The organism is Delftia sp. DS1230 (genome assembly GCF_040112715.1).
Taxonomy (GTDB): Bacteria; Pseudomonadota; Gammaproteobacteria; order Burkholderiales; family Burkholderiaceae_C; genus Comamonas; species Comamonas tsuruhatensis.
In genome coordinates this window covers 974,547-996,315 of sequence record NZ_CP157763.1, presented here as the reverse complement: position 1 = coordinate 996,315, position 21,769 = coordinate 974,547, and the positions used below count along the sequence as shown (strand labels likewise).

17 protein-coding genes are annotated in these 21,769 nt (G+C 69.8%); 6 read left to right on the top strand and 11 right to left on the bottom strand.

What is annotated here, in order from left to right:
• Position 1: 1 nt before the first annotated feature.
• Positions 2-2,521 (bottom strand): heavy metal translocating P-type ATPase, encoded by a 2,520-nt coding sequence (locus tag AAN986_RS04485; protein WP_047218887.1) that lies wholly within the window; start codon positions 2,519-2,521, stop codon positions 2-4.
• A 149-nt stretch (positions 2,522-2,670) separates the two neighbouring features.
• On the opposite strand from AAN986_RS04485, the gene AAN986_RS04480 reads away from it, so the two are divergent.
• Positions 2,671-4,581 (top strand): 5'-nucleotidase C-terminal domain-containing protein, encoded by a 1,911-nt coding sequence (locus AAN986_RS04480; RefSeq protein WP_047218888.1) that lies wholly within the window; start codon positions 2,671-2,673, stop codon positions 4,579-4,581.
• Positions 4,582-5,291: 710 nt separating this feature from the next.
• Here AAN986_RS04480 and AAN986_RS04475 read toward each other — a convergent pair.
• Genes AAN986_RS04475 through AAN986_RS04450 form a run of 6 tightly spaced genes read right to left on the bottom strand, consistent with a single transcriptional unit; the run spans position 5,292 to position 11,828 of the window.
• Complete coding sequence (locus AAN986_RS04475) at positions 5,292-7,019, bottom strand: biotin carboxylase N-terminal domain-containing protein (RefSeq protein ID WP_043791818.1); 1,728 nt, start codon at positions 7,017-7,019, stop codon at positions 5,292-5,294.
• A gap of 10 nt (positions 7,020-7,029) precedes the next feature.
• Complete coding sequence (locus AAN986_RS04470; protein WP_047218898.1) at positions 7,030-8,637, bottom strand: urea amidolyase family protein; 1,608 nt, start codon at positions 8,635-8,637, stop codon at positions 7,030-7,032.
• A gap of 9 nt (positions 8,638-8,646) precedes the next feature.
• Positions 8,647-9,405 carry a 5-oxoprolinase subunit PxpA gene (locus AAN986_RS04465; protein WP_016454390.1) on the bottom strand — a complete coding sequence of 253 codons (759 nt, stop codon included), beginning with the start codon at positions 9,403-9,405 and terminating at the stop codon, positions 8,647-8,649.
• Between the two features lie 33 nt (positions 9,406-9,438).
• Positions 9,439-10,107: a pyroglutamyl-peptidase I gene (gene pcp, locus AAN986_RS04460; protein ID WP_016454391.1), complete on the bottom strand. Its 669-nt coding sequence runs from the start codon at positions 10,105-10,107 to the stop codon at positions 9,439-9,441.
• Positions 10,108-10,123: 16 nt separating this feature from the next.
• Entirely contained in the window at positions 10,124-11,077 is a 954-nt protein-coding gene (locus AAN986_RS04455) for a DUF979 domain-containing protein (protein WP_016454392.1), read from the bottom strand.
• A gap of 1 nt (position 11,078) precedes the next feature.
• On the bottom strand, positions 11,079-11,828 hold the full coding sequence (locus AAN986_RS04450) for a DUF969 domain-containing protein (RefSeq protein WP_016448769.1): 750 nt from the start codon (positions 11,826-11,828) through the stop codon (positions 11,079-11,081).
• A 406-nt stretch (positions 11,829-12,234) separates the two neighbouring features.
• On the opposite strand from AAN986_RS04450, the gene AAN986_RS04445 reads away from it, so the two are divergent.
• From AAN986_RS04445 to AAN986_RS04430, 4 genes are all read left to right on the top strand, one after another.
• Positions 12,235-13,401, top strand: coding sequence for an ABC transporter substrate-binding protein (locus AAN986_RS04445; protein ID WP_047218889.1), 1,167 nt, complete (start codon positions 12,235-12,237; stop codon positions 13,399-13,401).
• A 68-nt stretch (positions 13,402-13,469) separates the two neighbouring features.
• Positions 13,470-14,471: a tripartite tricarboxylate transporter substrate binding protein gene (locus AAN986_RS04440; RefSeq protein WP_047218890.1), complete on the top strand. Its 1,002-nt coding sequence runs from the start codon at positions 13,470-13,472 to the stop codon at positions 14,469-14,471.
• Complete coding sequence (locus AAN986_RS04435; protein WP_016454394.1) at positions 14,471-15,526, top strand: GntG family PLP-dependent aldolase; 1,056 nt, start codon at positions 14,471-14,473, stop codon at positions 15,524-15,526. The genes AAN986_RS04440 and AAN986_RS04435 overlap by 1 nt, the downstream gene beginning before the upstream one ends.
• Before the next feature lie 70 nt (positions 15,527-15,596).
• A complete protein-coding gene (locus AAN986_RS04430; protein WP_012207532.1) occupies positions 15,597-16,271 on the top strand; it encodes a GntR family transcriptional regulator in 675 nt (224 codons plus the stop codon).
• A 166-nt stretch (positions 16,272-16,437) separates the two neighbouring features.
• Here AAN986_RS04430 and AAN986_RS04425 read toward each other — a convergent pair whose 3' ends face one another.
• The 3 genes from AAN986_RS04425 to AAN986_RS04415 form a co-directional block, all read right to left on the bottom strand.
• The gene (locus AAN986_RS04425) at positions 16,438-16,860 is read right to left on the bottom strand and encodes a DoxX family protein (protein WP_047218891.1); all 423 of its coding nucleotides are present in this window, start codon (positions 16,858-16,860) and stop codon (positions 16,438-16,440) included.
• A gap of 7 nt (positions 16,861-16,867) precedes the next feature.
• On the bottom strand, positions 16,868-17,239 hold the full coding sequence (locus AAN986_RS04420) for a DUF4148 domain-containing protein (protein WP_047218892.1): 372 nt from the start codon (positions 17,237-17,239) through the stop codon (positions 16,868-16,870).
• A gap of 137 nt (positions 17,240-17,376) precedes the next feature.
• On the bottom strand, positions 17,377-19,029 hold the full coding sequence (locus AAN986_RS04415) for an adenylate/guanylate cyclase domain-containing protein (protein ID WP_047218893.1): 1,653 nt from the start codon (positions 19,027-19,029) through the stop codon (positions 17,377-17,379).
• Positions 19,030-19,145: 116 nt separating this feature from the next.
• Between AAN986_RS04415 and AAN986_RS04410 the strand changes: the two genes are divergently transcribed.
• Positions 19,146-19,853, top strand: a complete 708-nt coding sequence (locus tag AAN986_RS04410) for a Crp/Fnr family transcriptional regulator (RefSeq protein WP_047218899.1) — start codon at positions 19,146-19,148, stop codon at positions 19,851-19,853.
• Here the strand turns inward: AAN986_RS04410 and AAN986_RS04405 are convergent.
• Positions 19,850-21,469, bottom strand: a complete 1,620-nt coding sequence (locus AAN986_RS04405) for an ABC-F family ATP-binding cassette domain-containing protein (RefSeq protein WP_047218894.1) — start codon at positions 21,467-21,469, stop codon at positions 19,850-19,852. The genes AAN986_RS04410 and AAN986_RS04405 overlap by 4 nt on opposite strands.
• Positions 21,470-21,769: the final 300 nt, after the last annotated feature.

Here is a 21,769-nt window from a genome sequence, read left to right as displayed (position 1 = left end):
TTCAACGCCCCGCCGCCAGCGGCGGATTGAAGCGCCGCAGGCGCAGCGCGTTGCTGAGCACGAAGACGCTGGACAGCGCCATGGCACCGGCCGCGAACACGGGCGACAGCAGCGTGCCGTTGACGGGGTACAGCAGGCCAGCGGCCACGGGGATCAGGGCCACGTTGTAGGCAAAGGCCCAGAACAGGTTCTGGCGGATGTTGGCCATGGTGGCCTTGGACAGCGCAATCGCATTGGGCACGCCGCCCAGGTCGCCCGACATCAGCACCACGTCGGCCGCCTCGATGGCGATGTCCGTGCCCGTGCCGATGGCCAGGCCCACATCGGCCTCGGCCAGGGCCGGCGCGTCGTTGATGCCGTCGCCCACATAGGCCAGCGTGCCGTGTTCGGCCTTCAGGCGCTTGACGGCATCGACCTTGCCGCCGGGCAGCACCTCGGCCACCACCTCGTCGATGCCCAGCTGGCGGGCGATGGCCTCGGCCGTGCGGCGGTTGTCGCCGGTGATCATGGCCACCTTCAGGCCCAAGGCGTGCAGGGCGGCAATGGCGGCCGGCGTGCTGTCCTTGATGGGATCGGCCACGGCGATCATGGCGGCCAGACGGCCGTCCACGGCGGCATACAGCGGCGTCTTGCCTTCGTCGCCCAGGCGCGCGGCCTCGTCTGCCAGCGTGTCCACCTGCAGGCCCAATTCGCGCATGAAGCGGTCGGCGCCGATCTCCACGCGCACGCCGTCCACCTGGGCGCGCACGCCAAAGCCTGTCACCGATTCAAAGCGATCCACGGCACCCAGCGGCAGATCCTCGGCCTTGGCAGCATCCACGATGGCGCGCGCAATCGGGTGCTCGGAGCGGTCCTCCACGGCCGCCACCAGCGCCAGCACGCGGCTGCGCTCGCCCTCGAAGCCCGGGGCCAGCACCAGGTCGGTCAACTCGGGGCGGCCGCGCGTCAGCGTGCCCGTCTTGTCCACGGCCACCACGCGGGCGTCTTTCAAGGTCTGCAGCGCCTCGCCCTTGCGCAGCAGCACGCCCATCTGCGCGGCCCGGCCCGTGCCCACCATGATGGAGGTCGGCGTGGCCAGGCCCATGGCGCAGGGGCAGGCGATGATGAGCACGGCCACGGCATTGACCAGCGCAAAGCTCAGTGCGGGCGACGGCCCCCAGGCCAGCCAGGCGCCGAAGGTCAGCAGGGCCACGGCCATCACGGCCGGCACGAACCACATGGTGACCTGGTCCACCAGCGCCTGTATGGGCAGCTTGGAGCCCTGGGCCTGCTCGACCATGCGGATGATCTGCGCCAGCAGCGTGTCCGCGCCCACCTTGGTGGCGCGAAAGGCCAGCGCGCCGTTCTGGTTCACCGTGCCGCCGACCAGTTCGGCACCCGGGGTTTTCTCGACCGGCACGGGCTCGCCGCTGATCATGGATTCGTCGACGAAGCTGCTGCCCTCGATGACCTCGCCATCGACGGGAATGCGCTCGCCGGGCCGCACCTCGATGGTGTCGCCCGCACGCACGGCGGCGATGTCCACCTCCTGCACGGCGCCGTCCTTGCGCACGCGCGCCGTCTTGGCCTGCAGTCGCACCAGGCGGCGGATGGCCTCCGAGGTATTGCCCTTGGCGCGCGCCTCCATGAAGCGGCCCAGCAGGATCAGCGCCACGATCACGGCCGCCGCCTCGTAATACACATTCACCGTGCCGGCCGGCAGCCACTGCGGCACGAAAGTGGCCACCAGCGAATAGGCAAAGGCCGCCGAGGTGCCCACGGCCACCAGCGAATTCATGTCGGGCGCGCCGCGCAGCAGCGCGGGAATGCCCTTCTGGAAAAAACGCAGGCCCGGCCCGAACAGCACGATGGCCGACAGCAGACACTGCAGATACCAGCTGTTCTGGGTGCCGATGGCCTGCCCCACCCAGTGGTGGAAGGCCGGCACCATGTGGCCGCCCATCTCCAGCACGAACACCGGCAGCGCGAACACCGTGGCCACGATCAGCGAGCGCTTGAGCGAGGCCCGCTCGCGCGCCTGGCGCTGCTCCGTGCCGTCTTCGGCCGGCGACTGCGCAGCGCCGCCTTCACTGGCCGGGTTCGCGCTGGCGCCCAGCGGACGCGCCTCGTACCCGGCCTTGTGCACAGCTGCCACAAGGGCCGCCACATCTGCACTGCCAGCCAGCGTCACCACTGCACGCTCGGTGGCCAGGTTCACGCTGGCCGATTGCACGCCTTCCACCTTTTTCAGCGCCCGCTCCACGCGGCCCACGCAGGAGGCGCAGGTCATTCCCTCCACTTCCAGTTCCACGCTGGACTGGGGCACTTCGTAGCCGGCCTTCTCGATGGCTGCAATGGCGGCGGGCAGGTCGGCCCCGCCCTCGAAGCGGATGCTGGCCTTTTCGGTGGCCAGGTTGACCACGGCTTCCTGCACGCCCGGCAGCTTCTTGAGCGCGCGCTCCACACGCCCCACGCAGGAGGCGCAGGTCATGCCCTGAACGGGCAGGTCTATGGCCATGCCGGCCTTGGTCGATGCATTCATTGCCTGACTCCTTTGTTCTCGCATTGGAGGCACTTTAGAGATTGCCACCATGTCAAGGTCAAGCCCCCTGCAGGGCGCTTTCATCGCCATGTCATCTGCCTTGCCCAGCATCGGCGGCCGTGACAAACCGATACAGAGAGAACCCGTTCATGTCCTTGACCTCCCATCGCCCCGCCCTGCGCCCGCTGGCCGTGGCCCTGGCTGCCTCCGCCCTGATCGCCGGTTGCGGCGGCTCCGGCAACGACACGCCCGCAGGCCAGCCGCTGGAGCTGCGCATTCTGCACATCAACGATCACCACTCCACGCTGGAGTCCAAGAGCAAGACCCTGCAGCTGGACGCCGGCACGGGCAAGGCCGAAGCCGTGTCCGTGGACGCCGCAGGCTTTGCGCGCGTGACCCAGGCCATCGAGGAGCTGGCCACGCAGTCGCCCAACGTGCTCAAGCTGCACGCCGGCGACGCGCTCACCGGCACGCTGTACTTCAATCGCGCAGGCGCCGACGGCGAGGCCGATGCCGCACTCATGAACACCGTCTGCTTTGACGCCTTCACGCTGGGCAACCACGAGTTCGACAAGGGCGACAGCGGCCTCAAGTCCTTCCTGGACCGCCTGCGCGCCGGCACCTGCAAGACGCCCGTGCTCAGCGCCAACGTGCGCTTTGGCGCCAACTCGGCCCTGAACGCGGCCAAGGCGCCCGGCTATGTGAACCCCTCCACCGTGGTGGAGCGCGGCGGCCAGAAGATCGGCATCGTCGGCCTGACCATTGCGGGCAAAACCAAGGCATCGTCCAGCCCCGATACCGACACCACCTTCGAGGACGAGGCCACGGCGGCCCAGCGCGAAATCGACGCGCTGCGCGCCAAGGGCATCAACAAGATCATCGTCATGAGCCACGTGGGCTATGAGTACGACCGCCAGATCGTGCCCAAGCTCAGCGGCGTGGACGTGGTCGTGGGCGGCGACTCGCACACCCTGCTCGGCCCCGACGTGCTCAACACCACCGGCGTGGGCACACCGGGCGGCGCCTACCCCACGCGCCTGGCCGACAGGGACGGCAGCCCCGTCTGCGTGGTCCAGGCCTGGGAGTATGCCCAGGTCGTCGGCGACCTCAAGGTCCAGTTCGACGCCGACGGCCGCGTCACCCAGTGCACGGGCACGCCCCATGTGCTGATCGGCGACAGCTTCACCATCGCCGGCAAGGCCGCCACCGATGCGCAAAAGACGGCCCTCAAGACCAGCGCCGCCGCCACCGGCGTGCTGCGCGTGACCACGCCCTCGGCCAAGGCCACCGCCGCGCTGCAGCCCTTCAAGGACAAGGTTGCCCAGTTCAACCTCAAGCAGGTCGCCACCGTGCCCCAGGAACTGTGCTCGCGCCGCGTGCCCGGCGGCGTCGGCACCATGAACTACAGCCAGTCCAGCGCCGCATGCAATGCCGAAGGCAGCGTGAGCGTGCGCGGCGGCGACATCCAGCAGCTCGTGGCCCAGGCCTACCTGGAAGAAGCCAACCGCCACTACGGCGGCGCCGACATCACCCTGCAAAGCGGCGGCGGCGTGCGCATCCCGCTGCTGGGCCAGGTCACGGCCGCCCAGGTCATCCAGGTCCTGCCCTTCGGCAACAAGCTGTTCCGCCTCGACATCACCGGCACGGAAGTCAAGGGCATGCTCGAGGACGGCCTGCAGGCCGTCTACGGCCCCAGCGGCACGACCGGCCCCTACCCCTACACGGGCGGCCTGCGCTTTGACGTGAACGCGGCAGCGGCGGCCGGCCAGCGCGTGTCGGGCATCGAGGTGTATGACAACGCGAGCAAGTCGTGGAAGCCGCTGGATACGGCGCGCACCTACAAGCTGTTCGTGCTGAGCTTCAATGCCACGGGTGGCGATGGCTACAAGACGCTGGCGGCCGTGCCTGATGCGCGCCGTCTGGACATTGGCGTGCTCGATTCCGATGTGTTCTTCAACTACATCGAGAGGCAGCCGGTGGATGCGGTGTCTGGTCTGCCGCTGCTGTCGCGGCTGGCGACGGATCTGTACAGTACGCGTAGTTTTCAGGGTGGGCGCTGAGTCTTCCTGATGGGTTCAGGGATCTGTTTTGTTCCCTGCCGGGGGGTTGTTTTTCGAGGCCGGGTCTCGGCCCGGCGGCCGACCTACCTTCTTTTGCTTCGCCACCGGTACGCCGGCCGAAAGAACGTAGGCCAAGAAAAGGCGACCCGGATGTCTGCGACCCCTTCGCTTCGCTGCGGGGCAACCTGCGTCGTGGCGGTTGCGGGGTTCGCTGCGGAACTCGCTGCGTTCACTGCGTGAACTCCGCTCAAACAACCGCAGCGAGTCAGTTGACGAAGCAGTCCTGTCCTTCGGCAGGACTGCACCCCCGCAACCACCACGCCGCAGGCGCTGACATACGGGGAGTTTGCCCGGGCCGTCGCTTCGCTCGGCCTCTATGAGAAAACAGCCGAGCGCAGCGGTGGCGCGTCGGCTGTTTGCATTTCTGGCCTTTGGCATTTTGCTGTTGGCTGTTGGCTGCTGGCTGCTGGCTGTTGGCTGTTGGCTGTTGGCTGTTGGCTGTTGGCTACCCCAGCCTCCCCCCCCTTCTGCCCAACGCAGGTCGCCCGCAGCGAAGCGAAGGGTCGTGGGCAGTTCGGGGCGCGCTTCTTTGCCCACTTTCTTATGGCCGGCACTCCGGTCGCGCGATAAGAAAGTGGGTCGCCTGCCGGGGCGAGACCCGGCCTCTGCCGCAAAAGGCACAACAGAATCAAAAACAGGTCAACCAGAAATCAGCCAATCCGAGCAATCACAGCCCCCAACACCTGCGCCTTCCCCGCCTCAGCCACCAACGCCACCACCCCACTGCGATGCGCAGTCACCTGCATCTCCATCTTCATGGCCTCCATGACGGCAATCACATCGCCCTCCTGGACGGTATCGCCATCGGCCACCTTCCACGCATGCAGATTCCCTGCAATGGGTGAGGTGACGGCAGCGGGGTCCACGGCAGATTCGGCAGCGGGCGCGGCAGCCACACCGCCGCCAGCCGATGCCAGCCCCTGCAGCAGCACCGCAGGCAGGCCCAGCGACACCCGGCGCCCGTCGATCTCGACCGCGCAGCGCACCAGGCTGGCGTCGGGCAGCGGCTCGGCGCGCACGGCGGCGGCCAGGGGTTCGGCGAAGTCGGATTCGATCCAGCGCGTGTGGACCTTGAAGCCGTCGTTGCCCACGAAGTCGGCATGGCCGATGACGGCGCGGTGGAAGGGCAGGACGGAGGACAGGCCTTCGATGCGGAACTCGGCCAGGGCGCGGCGTGCGCGGGCCAGGGCCTGTTCACGGGTGGCGCCGCTGACGATGAGCTTGGCCATCAGCGAGTCGAAGCTGCCGGGCACGACCGAGCCGGTCTGCACGCCCGTGTCCAGGCGCACGCCGGGGCCCGAGGGCGGGTCGAACCGCACCACGGGGCCTGGCGTGGGCAGGAAGCCCCGGCCCACGTCTTCGGCGTTGATGCGAAATTCGATGGAGTGGCCCAGCGGCGCCGGGGTTTCGGTGATGGACAGGGGCAGGCCGTCGGCCACGCGCAGCTGCTCGATCACCAGGTCCACGCCCGTGGTCTGCTCGGTCACGGGGTGCTCGACCTGCAGGCGCGTGTTGACTTCGAGGAAGGAGATGGCGCCGCTCTGGCTCAGCAGGAATTCCACCGTGCCCGCGCTGACGTAGCCGGCCGCCGCGCAGATGTCGCGTGCGGAGCTGTGGATGCGGGCGCGCTGATCGTCGCTGAGGAAGGGCGCCGGGGCCTCTTCCACCAGCTTCTGGTTGCGCCGCTGCAGCGAGCAGTCGCGCGTGCCCAGCACGACCACGTTGCCGTGGGTGTCGGCCAGCACCTGGGCCTCGATATGGCGTGGGCGGTCCAGGAATTGCTCGACGAAGCATTCGCCGCGGCCGAAGGCGGTGACGGCCTCGCGCACGGCCGAGTGAAAGAGTTCCTCCACCTCGTCCATGCGCCACGCGATCTTCATGCCGCGCCCGCCGCCGCCGAAGGCGGCCTTGATGATGATGGGCAGGCCGTGCTGCTGGGCAAAGGCCAGCACTTCGCCGGCATCCTTGACGGGGTCGGGCGTGCCGGCCACCAGGGGAGCGCCGACCTGCAGGGCGATCTTGCGCGCCTCGACCTTGTCGCCGAGCTTGGCGATGGTCTCGGGCGTGGGGCCGATCCAGCGCAGGCCCGCATCCAGCACGGCGCGCGCAAAGGCTTCGCTTTCGGACAGGAAGCCGTAGCCGGGGTGCACGGCGTCGGCGCCGCTCTTGTGCGCGATGGCGATGAGCTTGGCGATGTTCAGGTAGGTGTCGGCCGGGCGCTCGCCGTCCAGGCCATAGGCCTCGTCGGCCATGCGCACGTGCAGGGCGTCGATGTCGGCATCGGCGTAGACGGCCACGGACTTCACGCCGTAGTCGGCGCAGGCGCGGGCGATGCGGACGGCGATCTCGCCACGGTTGGCAATCAGGACTTTTTTCATCGCAATACCTTCAATTGTTCTGCAGGCGCTGGGCGCCTTGCGCGCCGGGGGAATATTCCTCGAAGGCGCGAATGGGGTTGAAGCGGATCCAGGCGCCCACGGGAATCTGGCCGGCCAGATCGAGGTGGTGCGGCGCCACGCAGCCGATGACGGGATAGCCGCCCGTCAGCGGATGGTCGGCCAGGAACAGCACGGGCTGGCCGCTGGGAGGCACCTGGATGGCGCCCAGCGGCGTGCCTTCGCTGGGCAGCTCGCCGGCCACGGCGCGCGCCAGGGGCTGCTCGCCCGCCACGCGCAGGCCCACGCGGTTGGATTGCGGCGTGACCTGCCAGCGCTGCGCGGCCAGCAGGGCCACGGCCTCTGGCGTGAACCAGTCGGTGCGCGGGCCCAGTTCCACGTCCAGCACCACGTCCTGCCCGGCGGTGGGCAGGGACTCGGGCGGCAGCTCGGGCGCGGACACGGCCGTGCGGTCCGCAGCCCGCACGGGCAGGATCTGGCCCACGGCCAGGGCGGCTGGGCCGACATTCGCCAGGGTGTCGGTGCAGGCGCTGCCCAGCACGGGCGTGACGGCAAAACCGCCGCGCACGGCCACATAGCAGCGCGCGCCGGCCACGGGCTGGGCAATGGTCAACTGGTCGCCATCGGCCAGGGCCACGGCCTGGTAGCGCGGCACGCTCCAGCGCTGGCCGGACCCGGTGGTCACGGTCAGGGGCGCATCGGCGCCCGTGACGGCCACCACGTTCTCGCCCCGGCTTTGCAGCGACAGGCCACCGCCCACGGTCTCCAGCACGGCCAGGTCGCTGGCATTGCCGACCAGGCGGTTGGCGGCCTTGAAGGCTGCCTGGTCCATGGCGCCCGAGGCCGAGACGCCCTGCCCGGCCTGGCCCAGGCGGCCCCGGTCCTGGAACAGCGTCATCAGCCCGGTGGCCTTGACGCGCAGCGCGTTGCCCTCTGGCAGTTCGGCCTGCACGACAGCGGGCGCAGGTTCGGCATCCGCCTGCTCCATGCCTGCGGCATCGACAAAGCGCACGCGGTAGCCGGGCTGCAGCAGCGCGGGCAGCTCGCGCGCAAGGTCCCACATGCGCGCCGAGGTGCGGCCTATCAGTTGCCAGCCGCCCGGGCTGGCCTGGGGATAGACGGCGCTGAAGGTGCCGCCCAGCGCCACCGAGCCGGCCGGCACGCGCGTGCGCGGCGTCGTGCGGCGCGGCACGTTGAAGATCGGATCGCCCCCGCTGAGGTAGGCGAAGCCGGGCGCAAAGCCCGTGAAGGCCACGGCGTATTCACTGCCCGTGTGGCGGCGCACGACTTCCTCGGGCGTGATGCCCAGCAGCTGCGCCACATCGGCCAGGTCCTCGCCGTCGTAGTGCACGGGGATTTCGACCAGCACATCGCTGCGCTCGGCGCGCTGGCTCAGGTCACGCGCGGCGATGCGGTTCACCAGCTCGGCCACGCCCACCTGGGCGGGGGTGAACTGCACAAGCACGGTGCGCGCGGCCGGCACCAGCTCCTGCACGCCGGCTATGGGCTCGCGCTGCAGCGAGCCCAGCAGGGCCAGGGTTTCATCCAGGTCGGCCAGCTCCACCAGCAGGGCCTGGCGGTTGACAGGTAGAAAGCGCATGGCCACTCCTCAACCCGCGAAGGAGGAAATGCGCACGCCCTCCTGCTCGAAACGCTCGCGCAGATGGCGTGCGATGGCCACGGCTCCCGGGCTGTCGCCATGCACGCAGATGGAGTCGGCGGCAATGCGCACGGGGCTGCCGTCCACGGCCTCGACCACCCCTTCGCGCACCAGCATAAGCATGCGCGCGGCGATCTGGTCCACGTCGTGCAGCACGGCGCCCGGATCGCGGCGCGAGACCAGGGTGCCCTCGGGCGTGTAGCCGCGGTCGGCAAAGGCCTCGGCCACCACGGTCAGGCCTGCGTCGCGCGCCCAGTCGATCAGGGGCGAGCCGGCCAGCGCCACCAGCACCAGGCTGGGGTCGATGGCGCGCATGGCCGTGATCACGTCGGTGGCCTGGCGCCTGTCGTGGGCGATGGTGTTGTAGAGCGCGCCGTGCGGCTTGACGTAGCGCACCTCGGTGCCAGCCACGCGGGCCAGGCCCTGCAGCGCGCCGATCTGGTAGATGACGCCGGCCACCAGGTCGGCGCTGGCCACGTCCATGTTGCGCCGGCCGAAGCCGACCAGGTCGGGATAGGACACATGGGCGCCGACGATGGCGCCGCGCGCGCGGGCGGCCTTGAGCGTCTCCAGGATGCCTGCCGGGTCGCCGGCATGGAATCCGCAGGCCACGTTGGCGCTGCTGACGATGTCGAGCATGGCGGCATCGTCGCCCATGCGCCATCCACCCAGGCTCTCGCCAAGATCACTGTTCAGGTCAATTTTCATCGTTCTCTCCTCGCCGGATTCGGTGCACGGGGTTCAGTGCAGCTGGCCGGCGTTTTCCTTCAGATCCTGGGACACGGTCAGGGCCGTGCGGATGGTCTCGCGCACGGCAGCCACCTGGTCGGCCAGCGACATGCTGGGCATGCCCGGCTTGCGCGCTGCCTGCTCAGGCAGGGCCGGCACATGGATGAAGCCGCCCCGCGCACCCGGCGCAGCCTTGCCCTGGGCCAGCCAGTGCATGAGCGCGAAAAACACGTGGTTGCAGACAAAGGTGCCCGCCGTGTTGGACACGGAAGACGGAATGCCCCGCGCACGCAGGTTGTGCACCACGGCCTTGATGGGCAGCGTGGAAAAGTACGCGGCGGGCGCGCCCGGGATCACCACCTGGTCCACGGGCTGGCGCGCCGCATGGTCGGGAATGCGGGCGTCGTCGATATTGATGGCCACGCGCTCGGGCGTGAACTCGCTGCGGCCGCCGGCCAGGCCCAGGCTGATGACCAGCACCGGCTGCAGCTGCGCAAGCGCCTCCTGCAGCTGGCGCAGCGATTCGCCGAACACGCAGCGCAGCTGCAGGCCGTGGACGGTGGCGCCCTCCACGATCTCTCCATGCAGGGCACGCGCCACTTCCCACGAGGGATTGACAGGGTCCTGCTCGAACGGCTCGAAGCCGGTCACCAGGATGCGCGGGGAAGTGGAATCGGTCATGGCAACAGTCCGTCCTTTAACGGAACATCAGGAAATACATGAGGAAGACGTTGGCCGTCAGCAGGGCCAGGGCCGTGGGCACCTGGGCGCGGATCACGGCATTCTTGTCGATCTCCAGCAGCGCGGCGGGCACCAGGTTGAAGTTGGCCGCCATGGGCGTCAGCAGGGTGCCGCAGTAGCCCGAGAGCATGCCGATGGCCGCCATCACGGCCGGGTCGCCATGGTAGACGCCCACCAGAATGGGCACGCCCACGCCGCCCGTCATCACCGGGAAGGCCGCGAAGCCATTGCCCATCACCACCGTGAACAGCGCCATGCCGAGCACGTAGACGGCCACGGCCACGAAGCGGATGTCCATGTTGATATAGGTGGTGGTCACATAGGCCACGGCCTTGCCCACGCCGGCGTCCGAGAACACCAGGCCCAGCATGCCCAGCATCTGGGGCAGCACCAGGGCCCAGCCCAGCGCATCGGTCAGGCGGCGCGATTCGCGCATGCCCTGGGCCGGCGTCTCGCGGGTCAGCCAGCAGGCCAGGCCCAGCGCCAGCACGCAGCCCACGCCCAGGCTCACCAGCGTGGTGGCCTTGGGGTCCAGCAGGGGCGTTCCGCCGAAGACCAGGTGCGAGGCGCTCAACGTGCCGACCATGGTAATCAGCGGAATCGCCAGGGCCGGCACGAACAGCTTGTTGCCCAGGCGCTTGGCGCTGGCCAGGTATTCGGCATCGCTGCGCGGCGCGTGGCGGCCGCTGCCCACGCCGCCGAAGCCGGCGATCAGCGCCATGGCCACGGCGATCACGCCCACCACCATGGGGGGCAGCTCATGGCCCACCAGGAACACGGCCGCATACAGCGCCCAGAACAGGCCGCTGGACCAGCGCTTGGGATTGCTGGCATCGCGCAGCGTCATCACGGCCGTGACGGCCAGGACGAAGCCGACCAGGTAGTACAGGTGTTGGATGGTCAGCGTCATTTCAGGCTCCCTTGGCTTGGGTGGCGTTGGCATTGGCCGCGTCGGCTGCGACGCCCGCCTTGTACTGGGCCAGCTCGCGCTCGAGCATGCGGTCCAGGCGACCCAGGCGCCAGGCGTGGATCACGAAGGCGCAGATGGCCGTGGGAATGCCCCACAGCGCGACGTGGATGGGCTCGACCTCGATGCCGGCTTCCTTCAGGAAGGTGGTCATCAGCACGATGGCGCCGAAGGCCACGAAGATGTCCTCGCCGAAGAACAGGCCCACGTTGTCCGTGGCGGCCGAGTAGGCGCGCAGCTTGTCGCGCACCTTGGCGGGCAGGATGCCGAAGCGCGACTGGGTCGCGCCTTCGGCCATGGGCGCCAGCAGCGGACGCACCATCTGCGGATGCCCGCCCAGGCTGGTCAGGCCCACGGCGGCCGTCAGCTGGCGCGCCGCCAGGTAGACGATGAGCAGGCGGCCAGCGGTGGCCGACTTGATGGAGCTGATCCAGTTCTGCGCATGCTGGCGCAGGCCATGGCGCTCCAGCAGGCCGATCACGGCCAGCGGCAGCAGGATGATCAGCGGCAGGTTGCGCGTCTTGATGAAGCCCGTGCCGATGGTGGCCAGCACCTTGTCGACGGGAAAGCCCGCCGCCAGTGCCGTGCCGATGGCCGTGACGATCACGACCAGCATGGGATTGAAGCGCAGCACGAAGCCCGCAACGATGATGGCCACCCCGATAAGCGGCCAGAGATTGACGTCAGTCAGCATGTTGATTCCCCCTTCACACCCCCGGTGCGCGACGGCCGTCGAGCCACCCCGCATGCCCAACCCGGTGGCAAGGAGTGCGCTGCCGACCTGGTTTTGTTCAACAAAACTAGTAATTTGTCTTACAGAAACGAATTGTGATTAAGACAATCAACGCATACTGATAGTACAAACCCGCATACACCTGCCTACGCAATGTGCACTGACAGGGTTCTTGCCAAAGTCAGAAAAACTATCGATGATTGAATACCGATAGAAGACATGAATGCAACAATGCCCCTGCGCCGGTATCGCCTGCGGCAAGGCCGCCTCCTACAATGGGCCGCGCTCCCAGCGCGGGGCGCATGCGCGGCAGGCGTCGTGAATGGCCCTTCCTGCTCCCAACCCACCTTGCCCGAGCCCTGAATCCATGCGACGCCGTCAGATTGTTTCCCTGGTTCCCCGCGCTGCGGCCATCGCAGCGGTCCCGGCCCTGGCGCCGGCCTTCGTGCGCAATGCCTTTGCCGACGAGGCCGGCCTGTCCGCCAAGGCCATCACCATCGGCTCCACGGTGTCCCTGAGCGGCCCGCTGGCCGCATACGGCACCGACATCAAGCTGGGCACGGAAGCGGCCATGGCGCAGATCAATGCCCGCGGCGGAATTCACGGCCGCACGCTGCAGCTGCAGATCGTGGACGATGGCTATGTGCCCCAGCGCTCGGCCGACAACGTGCGGCAGATGCTGTCCAAGGGCACGGCCTTCGCCCTGCTGTCGTGCAACGGCACGCCCAACAATGCGGCCATCATTCCGCTGATCGAAGAGGCTGGCGTTCCCTACGTGGCGCCGATCACGGGCGCCTCGTCGCTGCGCAAGGGCGCGCGCAACGTCTTCCATGTCCGGGCCAGCTACACCAATGAGGTCCACAGACTGATACAGCGGCTTGCAGGCATGGGCCTCAAGGGCATCGGCATCGTCTACCTGGACAACGCCTACGGCCGGGAAATACTGGAAGACGCCACACGCGCACTGGAAGCCGGGAAGATGGCCCCCTCCGTACAGGCGGCCATTGCCACCGATGGCAAGAACCTGGCCGAAGTGTTGAACAAAGTGCATGCGGCCCGTCCGTCCGCCGTGTTGCTGGCCACGGCCGGCACGGTGTCGGTCGCGCTGGTGCGCGGCCTGCGCAAAAGCGTGCCCGGCGTGCTGCTCACGGGCCTGAGCGTGACCTTGCCCAACGACAGCCTCAAGCCGCTGGGCGACGACGCCCGGGGCCTTGCCATGACCATGGTCGTCCCCGCGCCCCATCAGGGCCGGCTGCAACTGGTGCGCGACTACCAATCGGCCCTGCGCGCCCACGGCCAGCAGGAGTTCTCCATGGGCTCGCTGGAAGCCTATGTGAATGCACGCGTGCTGGCCGAGGGCCTGGAACGCGCCGGCCGCGACCCCACCCAGGCCAGGCTGCGCTCGGCGCTGGCCGGCATGCGCAACTGGGACATGGGCGGCTTTGTGATCGACTACAGCGGCCAGCCGCCGCATGTGGGCTCCAGCTTCATCGACCTGGGCGTGCTGGGCAACGCGGGGCGCTTCATCGGTTGATGCCGGTGGCGGCTTGCGGGCCGGGCCGCGATGGTCTCTTTCTCTCGCCGCACCAAGGAGTTCTCGCCATGCCTGCCGAACGCCACCGCCTTGTGCCCTGCGCTTCCCACCGCGGTGTGCCACGCCGCCTGCTCATCCTGGCCGCCGCTGCCCTGCCCGGCCTTGCGCCAGCGCAGAAATGGCCGGCGCAGCCCGTGCGCATCATCGTTCCCTACACGGCCGGTGGCGGCTCGGACAACATCGCCCGCGCGCTGGGCACGGAACTGTCGCGTGAACTGGGCCAGCCCGTGGTCGTGGACAACAGGCCCGGGGCCTCGGCCATGCTGGGCGCAGAAATGGTGGCGCGGGCCGCGCCTGACGGCTACACGCTGCTGATGGCCGACATGCCGCACACCATCACGCCCAGCCTGTACAAGACGCCCTACGACGCGCTCAAGGACTTCACGCCCGTGGCCCTGATCGGATCATCGCCGCTGGTGCTGGCCGTCAACCCGAATTTCAAGGCGCAGAGCGTGAAGCAATTCGTGGCCCTGGCCAAAGCGCAGCCGGGCCGGCTCAACCTTGCATCGGGCGGCACGGGCACGGCCACGCATCTGGCGGGTGAGCTGTTCAAGCAGCAGACCGGCACCTTCATCACCCACATCCCCTACAAGGGCTCGGGGCAGGCCATTGCCGATGTGGTTGCCGGGCATACCGAGAGCATGTTCGCCTCGGCACCCACCGTGATCCCGCATATCCGAAGCGGTGCGCTGCGCGCCCTGGCCACCACCAGCGCCCAACGCTCGCCGGCCCTCCCCCAGGTTCCCACGCTGGGCGAAAGCGGCGTGCGCGGCCTGACCGTGCTGCACTGGTTCGGCCTGCTGGGGCCTGCCGGTTTGCCCTCCGGCATCCAGACCACGCTGCACGATGCCGTGGCCCGCGCCATGGCCACGCCCACGCTGCAGGCCAAGCTGCAGTCCCTGGGGCTGGAGCTGACGCCCCGCACTGCGGCAGAGTTCGGCGCCCAGATGGAGACCGACGCGGCTCGTTGGGCGCGCGTCGTCAAGGAACGCAACATCAAGGCCGACTGATGTCCAGCCTGCACCCTCTTCCCGACGCCATCGACCTGCGCAGCGATACCGTCACGCGCCCCACGCCGCAGATGCTCGAAGCCATGGCCCGCGCCCCGCTGGGCGATGACGGCCTGGACGGCGACCCGACCGTGCGCGCGCTCGAGGAGACCGCAGCCCAGCGCTTCGGCAAGGCTGCGGGCCTGTTCGTGGTCAGCGGCACCATGGGCAATCTGGTGGCCGTGCTCGCCCATGGCCGCATGCCCGGCGAGGTGCTGGCCGAGGCCGGCAGCCATCTGCTGAACGCCGAGCGCGCCGCCGCGGGCCTGACCGGCATGCACTACCGCAGCCTGGCCGGCGACGGCGGCCTGATCGCCCTGCCCGCGCTGGAGGCGGCGCTGGACACCGCCATCTCCGCACGCTGCCCCAGCGCGGTGGTGGCCGTGGAGAACACGCACAATGCGCGGGGCGGCACCGTGGCCGGGCCCCAGGCGCTGGCCGCCGTGCATGCGCTGGCCTGCCGCCATGGCGTGCCCGTGCACACCGATGGCGCGCGCCTGTTCAATGCCGCCGTGGCCCTGGGCCTGTCCTGCCGCGAGATGGCTGCGCACACGGACTCGGTCACCGTCTGCCTGTCCAAGGGGCTGTCCGCGCCCGTGGGCTCGGTGCTCATGGGGCCGGCCGACTTCATCGCGCGGGCGCGCACCATACGGCGCATGCTCGGCGGCACCCTGCGCCAGGCCGGCGTGATTGCGGCGGCAGGGCTGGTGGCGCTGGAGCACATGGTCGAGCGCCTGGCCGACGACCATGCGCGCGCCTGCCGCCTGCACCAGGGCCTGCGCGCCATCGACCCGGCTTGGTGCGCGGCCGAACTGCCGCAGACCAACATCGTCCAGGTTCGCGTTGACACCAGCGCGGCCGAAGCGCGCCTGTGGCAAGCACGCCTGGCCCAGGCCGGCGTGCTGGTGCGCACGGGCAGCGCCGGCCTGCTGCGCCTGGTCACGCACCGCCATATCGACGATGCCGCCGTGGACAGCACGCTGCAGGCCTTCGCCCGGCTGCAACACCCCACCTGAGCACTGCACGAAACCGGCGACCGGTCCGGCGCTGGCTACACTGCGCTCTGGCCCTTGCATCCCGACCACCATGACCCGCAGCACCGACATCCTCAACCTGACCGACCGCGTGACCGAGCAGCTGCGCAGCAAGCTCATCGATGGTGCCTGGGAGCCCGGGCAAAAGCTGTCGGAGGCCTCGCTCAGCGAAAGCCTGCAGATCTCGCGCAACACGCTGCGCGAGGCCTTCCGGCTGCTGACCAAGGAAGGCCTGCTGGTGCACGAGCCCAACAAGGGCGTGTCGGTGGCGGCGCCCAGCATCGCCTCCATCATCGACATCTACCGCGTGCGCCGCATGGTGGAGTGCCAGGCCCTGGCCCAGGCCTATCCCATGCACCCGGCTCGCAGCCTGATGCGCGAAGCCGTGGAAGCGGCCCAGCGCCACCGCGAGGCCCAGGACTGGTCGGGCGTGGGCACGGCCAACATGAGTTTCCACAAGGCCGTGGTGCAACTGGCCGACAGCGAGCGCCTGGACACCATGTTCGAGCACCTGCTGGCCGAGCTGCGGCTGGCCTTCGGCCTGCTGCGCGACCCGCACTTCCTGCATGCGCCCTATGTGGACATGAATGCGCGCATCCTGCAGCAATTCGAGGACGGCAAGCCGGCCGAGGCCGCTGCCGCGCTCAATGACTACCTGGTGCATTCGGAGCGGCTGATCCTGGCCGCCTACGCCCGACGCCTGGCTGAAAAAGGCATCAAGGTGTGAAAACAATAGACACCCCCTGAGGCGCTTACGCGCCTTCCCCCTCTCTACTCGCTTCGCGAGGGAGGGGGACGACACCCTCGGGGCGGGGCGGCCCTTCCTCGGTGTCCCCGGCTTTGGGCAGCGCCGGTTTCATAGGCAGTGTTCAGTGCACAACACTGGCTCGCATTCAACGCCGCGCGTCCAGGCTCCAGCGCGCCACGGGCGCCAGCATCAGTTGCACGAATCCGCCGGCGATCGCCAGGTTCTTCAGGAACTGCACCAGCTGGCCCTTGTCGCCGAACTGGTTGTGGAACATCAGCGCCGACATGACGCTGAACACGGCCATCACGGCCGCGGCCTCGCGGGTTCGCCAGCCCAGCAGCAGGGCCGTGGCCACGCCCAGCTCCACCACCAGCGCCATGGCATACGACAGCATGGGCAGCGGCAGGCCGGCCTTGGCGATATAGGCCATGGTGCCCTCCGGCCCCATCAGCTTGCCGATGCCGCTGTAGATGAACAGCAGGCTCAGCAGCACCCGGGCCAGCAGCGGTGCGAAGTCGGCCCAGGGCGATGCTGCGGCATGGGCAGTGGAATGCGTGGCGGCGCGCATCGTCGGCTCAACCCGGGACACGACCGGAACCCTGGTCTTCGGTCGCTTTCACCGAGCCGCCCAGGCGCTGCACTTCGGCCAGGTACTCGGGGCCGCTGCGCATGCGCTGGTACTGGGCCAGGCGCTGCTGGTAGTCGGCATCCCAGTGGTTCACATCGGACTCGCGGTAGACGTTGAGGCCGGCGCGGTTCCACAGGGCCAGGTCGGCCTGCACTTGGGCGCGCGACAGCGCGGGGCCGGAGCTGGCGGGCTCGGCGCCGAACCAGGTTTCTGCAGATACCGTGGCGGCCGGTGCGGCCGAGGCCATGCCCGACCACAAGGCGGAGGAAAGTGCGGCAGAAAGGGCGGTGATGGCGAAGAGGGTCTTTGCGTGCTTCATGGCGAATCCTTTGTCAAATCCTGCAGCGCGTGATTGCGTTCTGCATGGCTGCAGTCTCGTCTTCGCCCGCCTGCGCGTCAGTGCCTAAACGCACAGCTTTGCGCAAACTCTCCAGCTCCCACGCTCACCATCCACGCTCAGGGCCACTGCAGGCCGGGCCGTGCCACATGCAGGGCCGGCAAGGGCTCGGAGCGCCCGCGCACCTGCACCTGCCGGACTTCACCCAGGCCATCGGCCGCGCCCGCGCGGCGCGCCACCTCCAGCGACAGCACCAGCCGCGCCTGGGCGCTCTTGGTGTACTCCTGCAGGCGGCTGGCCGTGTTGACCACCTCGCCCACGGCCGTGAAGGTGGTGGTGTGCTCGAAGCCCACGCGCCCCACGGCGGCGCGCCCCGCGTGCAGCCCCATGCCGAAATCCACCGGCTGGCCGAACTGCGCCTCGAAGCTCGCGCTCCACTCCTGCATGCGCCGGTCTATCAGGGCACTGGCCTGCACGGCCTGGCGGCAGGCCGTGTCCAGGTCGGTGTCCAGGCCGAAGATGGCCATCACGCTGTCGCCGATGAACTGGTTGGCCATGCCGCCGCTGTCGTGCACGGCCTGGCCCACGCGCTCGAAATACTGGTCCAGCACCCAGGACAGGTCCACGGGCCATTGCCGCTCGGCCAGGCCGGACCAGCGGCGCAGGTCCACGAACAGGATGGCCACCTCGCGCACTTCGCGGACCTCGCGCTCCTGGCCCGCGCGCCCGGCCTGGGCGGCTGCCGGCGAGCGGAACAGCGGCGCCACCTGCACATCGCCCGTGGGCCGCAGCTGGCAGGCCAGCCGCACGTCCTGCGGCGCACCCACGCGCTCCAGCGTGAGGCGCTCATCGCGCCCCGGCGCAGGCAGGTGGGCCGCCGGGCCGGACACGCGCACGCGGCAGGTGGAGCAGCGCGCCCTGCCGCCGCACAGCGACAAATGGGCAATGCCATGCTCGCGGCTGGCTTCGAGCACGCTCATGCCCTGAGGCACCTGCACCGTGCGGCCCGGATAGTGCAGCAGCACCTGGCGGGCGCCGCGCAGGCGCATGCGCCGCCACAGCCAGGGGCCGGCCAGCAAGGCAGCCAGGCCGGCCAGCCAGCCCTGGCGCAGCCCCGATGTCAGATCGCGCAGCAGCTGCGCCGCCTGCGGCGAAGGCCCGGCCGGCGCGGGCACACCGGCCGCCGCGATCTCGCGCGCCATGGAGACGATGCCCAGCGCCGCCAGCACGGGCAGCAGCACGGCGGCCGTGAGCAGCAGCGGCTGCCAGCGCCGCCACCAGCCGCGCGCACGCAGGGCCATGTGCAGGCCCATGCAGCCATGGGTCCACGCGGCCGCCATCAGCAGCAGCTGGATGGCCATGCTGGAGGGATTCCAGGAAGAACGCACGATGCGCGCATACGAGGGGTCCACGCCCCAGGCCTCCTGCGCCAGCCGCGTGGCCGGCACGTGCAGGGCCAGCAGCAGCGGCAGGCCCAGGCCCAGCAGCAGCCGCACGGCCTCCAGCGCCGGCATGCGCAGGCTGCGCCGCCGCGCCAGCGCCTGCAGCGCCAGCCCCATGTGCACGGCCAGCGCGCCGTAGAGCAGCAGGCTGCCGGGCAGGGATCGCCACACGCCGTGGACCAGCTCGCGCACGGCCTCGGCCGTGGCCAGCGAGACCAGGCCCAGGGCATGGTTGGACAGGTGCAGCGCCGCATAGGTCCACAGCACCAGGCCGGTGGACCAGTGGAGACTGCGCAGGGACGGCAGGGACAGAGGAAGGACACGGGCCATGGAAACGGATGATGCGCCCGGCGGCAGGACAAGACAGGAACAATGGCGGCTTGAAGGAACTTGGGACAGCGCAGCCCGATCCAGAATCTTTGTACATTCCGCCCGCTATTGGTTCCATGGCCCACCCCACCCAGCCCTCCAGCTTCGCCCTGCGCGGCATCACCCTGTTCGAGGGCCTGGGCACCGCCAGCCTGGACCGCATCGCCGCCGACTGCGAATGGCGCCCGCTGCAGGCCCGCCAGCCCGTGTTCAACCGCTGCTCCACGGGCAGCGACGTGTTCTTCCTGGTCAGCGGGCGCGTGCGCATCACCACCTATTCGCCGGGCGGGCGCGAGGTCAGCTTCCGCGACTACGGGCCCGGCGAGCACTTCGGCGACCTGGCGGCCATCGACGGCCAGGCCCGCTCCACCGATGTGGTCACCCTGGAATCCTCGCTGCTGGCCAGCCTCTCGCGCCAGGACTTCCTGGCCCTGCTGGCGCGCGAGCCCGCCGTTGCCCTGCGCATGATGGAAGGCCTGGCCGGCCTGGTGCGGCGGCTGACCGACCGCGTCATGGAGCTGAGCACCCTGGGCGTGCCCACGCGCCTGCACAGGGAGCTGCTGCGCCTGGCCCGGGAGGCGGGCGTCTCGCCCGAGCACACGGCCCTCATCAGCCCCGTGCCTTCGCACTCGGTGCTGGCCAGCAAGATCAGCACCAACCGCGAGCAGGTCACGCGCGAGCTGGGAGCCCTCACCCGGCGCGGCCTGCTGCGCAAGGAGGGGCGCCAGGCGCTGCTGGTGACCGACGTGAACGCACTGCAGGCGCTGATAGCGCAGGAAAGCTAGGCGGGCTCCATTCGCCAGCCCTGCGGCGACCACACCAGGCGGTCGGTCAGCCCGATGGCCTGCAGAAAATCCTCGTCATGCGAGACCACGACCAGCGTGCCGGCGTAGCCGCGCAGCATGGCCTCCAGCGCCTGCAGGGAAGGCAGGTCCAGGTGGTTGCAGGGCTCGTCCAGCAGGAGCAGGGGCGCGGGCGGCTCGGCATGCAGCGCGCAGGCCAGGGCAGCCTTGAGCTGCTCGCCGCCGCTGAGCCGGCCCGCGGGCTGCTCCACCTGCCGGGCCGCCAGCCCGAGCCAGGCCAGGCGCGTGCGCAGCACATCCACGGGGGTGCCGGGGCAGGCGTCCTGCAACTGCTCCATCACCGTGCGCCCGGGCTGCAACAGGGACAGGCGCTGGTCCAGGTAGGCACAGGCCCGCATGCGGCGCACCTCGCCCGCCTGGGGCGCAAGGCGGCCTGACAGCACATCGAGCAGGCGCGTCTTGCCGCAGCCGTTGGGACCGGTCACGGCCAGGCGCTGGCCGCCGTACAGAGACAGGTTCAGGCGCGGCCCCGGGGAAAACGGCAGCAGCACATCGTCCAGCAGCGCCACCACGTCGCAGGGAGCACCGGCCGGGGGCGGCGCCTGCATGCGGATGCCGGCCTGCAGGTCGATCTGGCGCGCCGCCTCGCGCACGCGCTGGTCCAGCGCCTCGCGCGTGTCTGCATGCTGGCGGCGCAGGCGGCCGGCCGACGCTTGGCTGCGCTCCTTTTGCCGGTCCAGCAGAATGCGCGCCTGGTTGGCCTCCTGGCCCTGGCGGCGGCCGCGCGCCTCGCGGCGCTGCTGGCGCTCCTGCTGCTCGCGCAGCTGCTGCGTTTCGCGGCGCCGCTCCAGCTTGCGCTGCTCCAGCAGTTGCACCGCCGAGGCCATCTCGCGCGCCTTGGCTTCGGCATAGAAGGCGTAGCCGCCGCCGTAGCTGCGCAGCCCCTGCGGCGACAGCTCCACGATGCGTTCCATGCCCTGCAGCAGACTGCGGTCATGGCTGACCACGACCAGGCCACCGGGCCAGCGCTGCAGCTGCGCGGCCAGGGCCTGGCGGCTTTCGCGGTCCAGGTGGTTGCTGGGCTCGTCCAGCACCAGGTGGTCGGCGCCCGACAGCAGCGCGCCCGCCAGGGCCGCGCGCATGGCCTCGCCGCCGCTGAGGGCGTGGCCCGGCGTATCGGCACGCAGATGGCCCAGGCCCGCCAGCTCCAGCTGGGCCTGCAGGCGCTGGCGCAGGTCCCAGCGGTCGGCCAGCAGCTCGAAGTCGCGGGGCTCGCAACTGCCGCCCTCGATGCGCGCCAGCGCCTCCAGCGCGGGCTGCAGCCCGGCCAGCGCCGCCACCGAAGGCTGGCCGTGCCAGTCCGTGCGCTGGGCCAGGTACAGCACCTGCCCCGAGCGCAGGCAGCGGCCCTGCGAGGGCGCATCCAGCCCGGCCAGGATGCGCGCCAGCCGCGACTTGCCCACGCCGTTGCGCCCCACCAGGCCGGTGCGGCGGTGGTCCAGGGTTTCGGAAAGATCGGAGAAAAGGGGGCTGCCATCGGGCAGCACGCAGGAAACGCCGTCGAGCGTGATCGTGGTATTCGTCATATCGCGGTTCATGGATGCCAACGCAGTTCCTTGCCGCTTTGCATGCATTGCGCGTGCGGTGGGCAGGGTCGGGAAAAGCGGGCCGCTGGGACAGCGGCAGCATCAATGGCGCATGGGACGAATACCTCCTGCAATGGCGAACGAAGCCGCCATTATAGAAATCATGGGACGGACGTGCTGGCCGTGCCGGAGGGGGCGCCATCGGCGCCGTCGGCGCCAAGGGGGCCGGCATGCGCACCGGGGTTTGCACGCGGCGGCTCGGGTCCGGTGGGCCCGGCCTGCCGCGCGGGGGCTGCAGGCGCCGATGGCGCG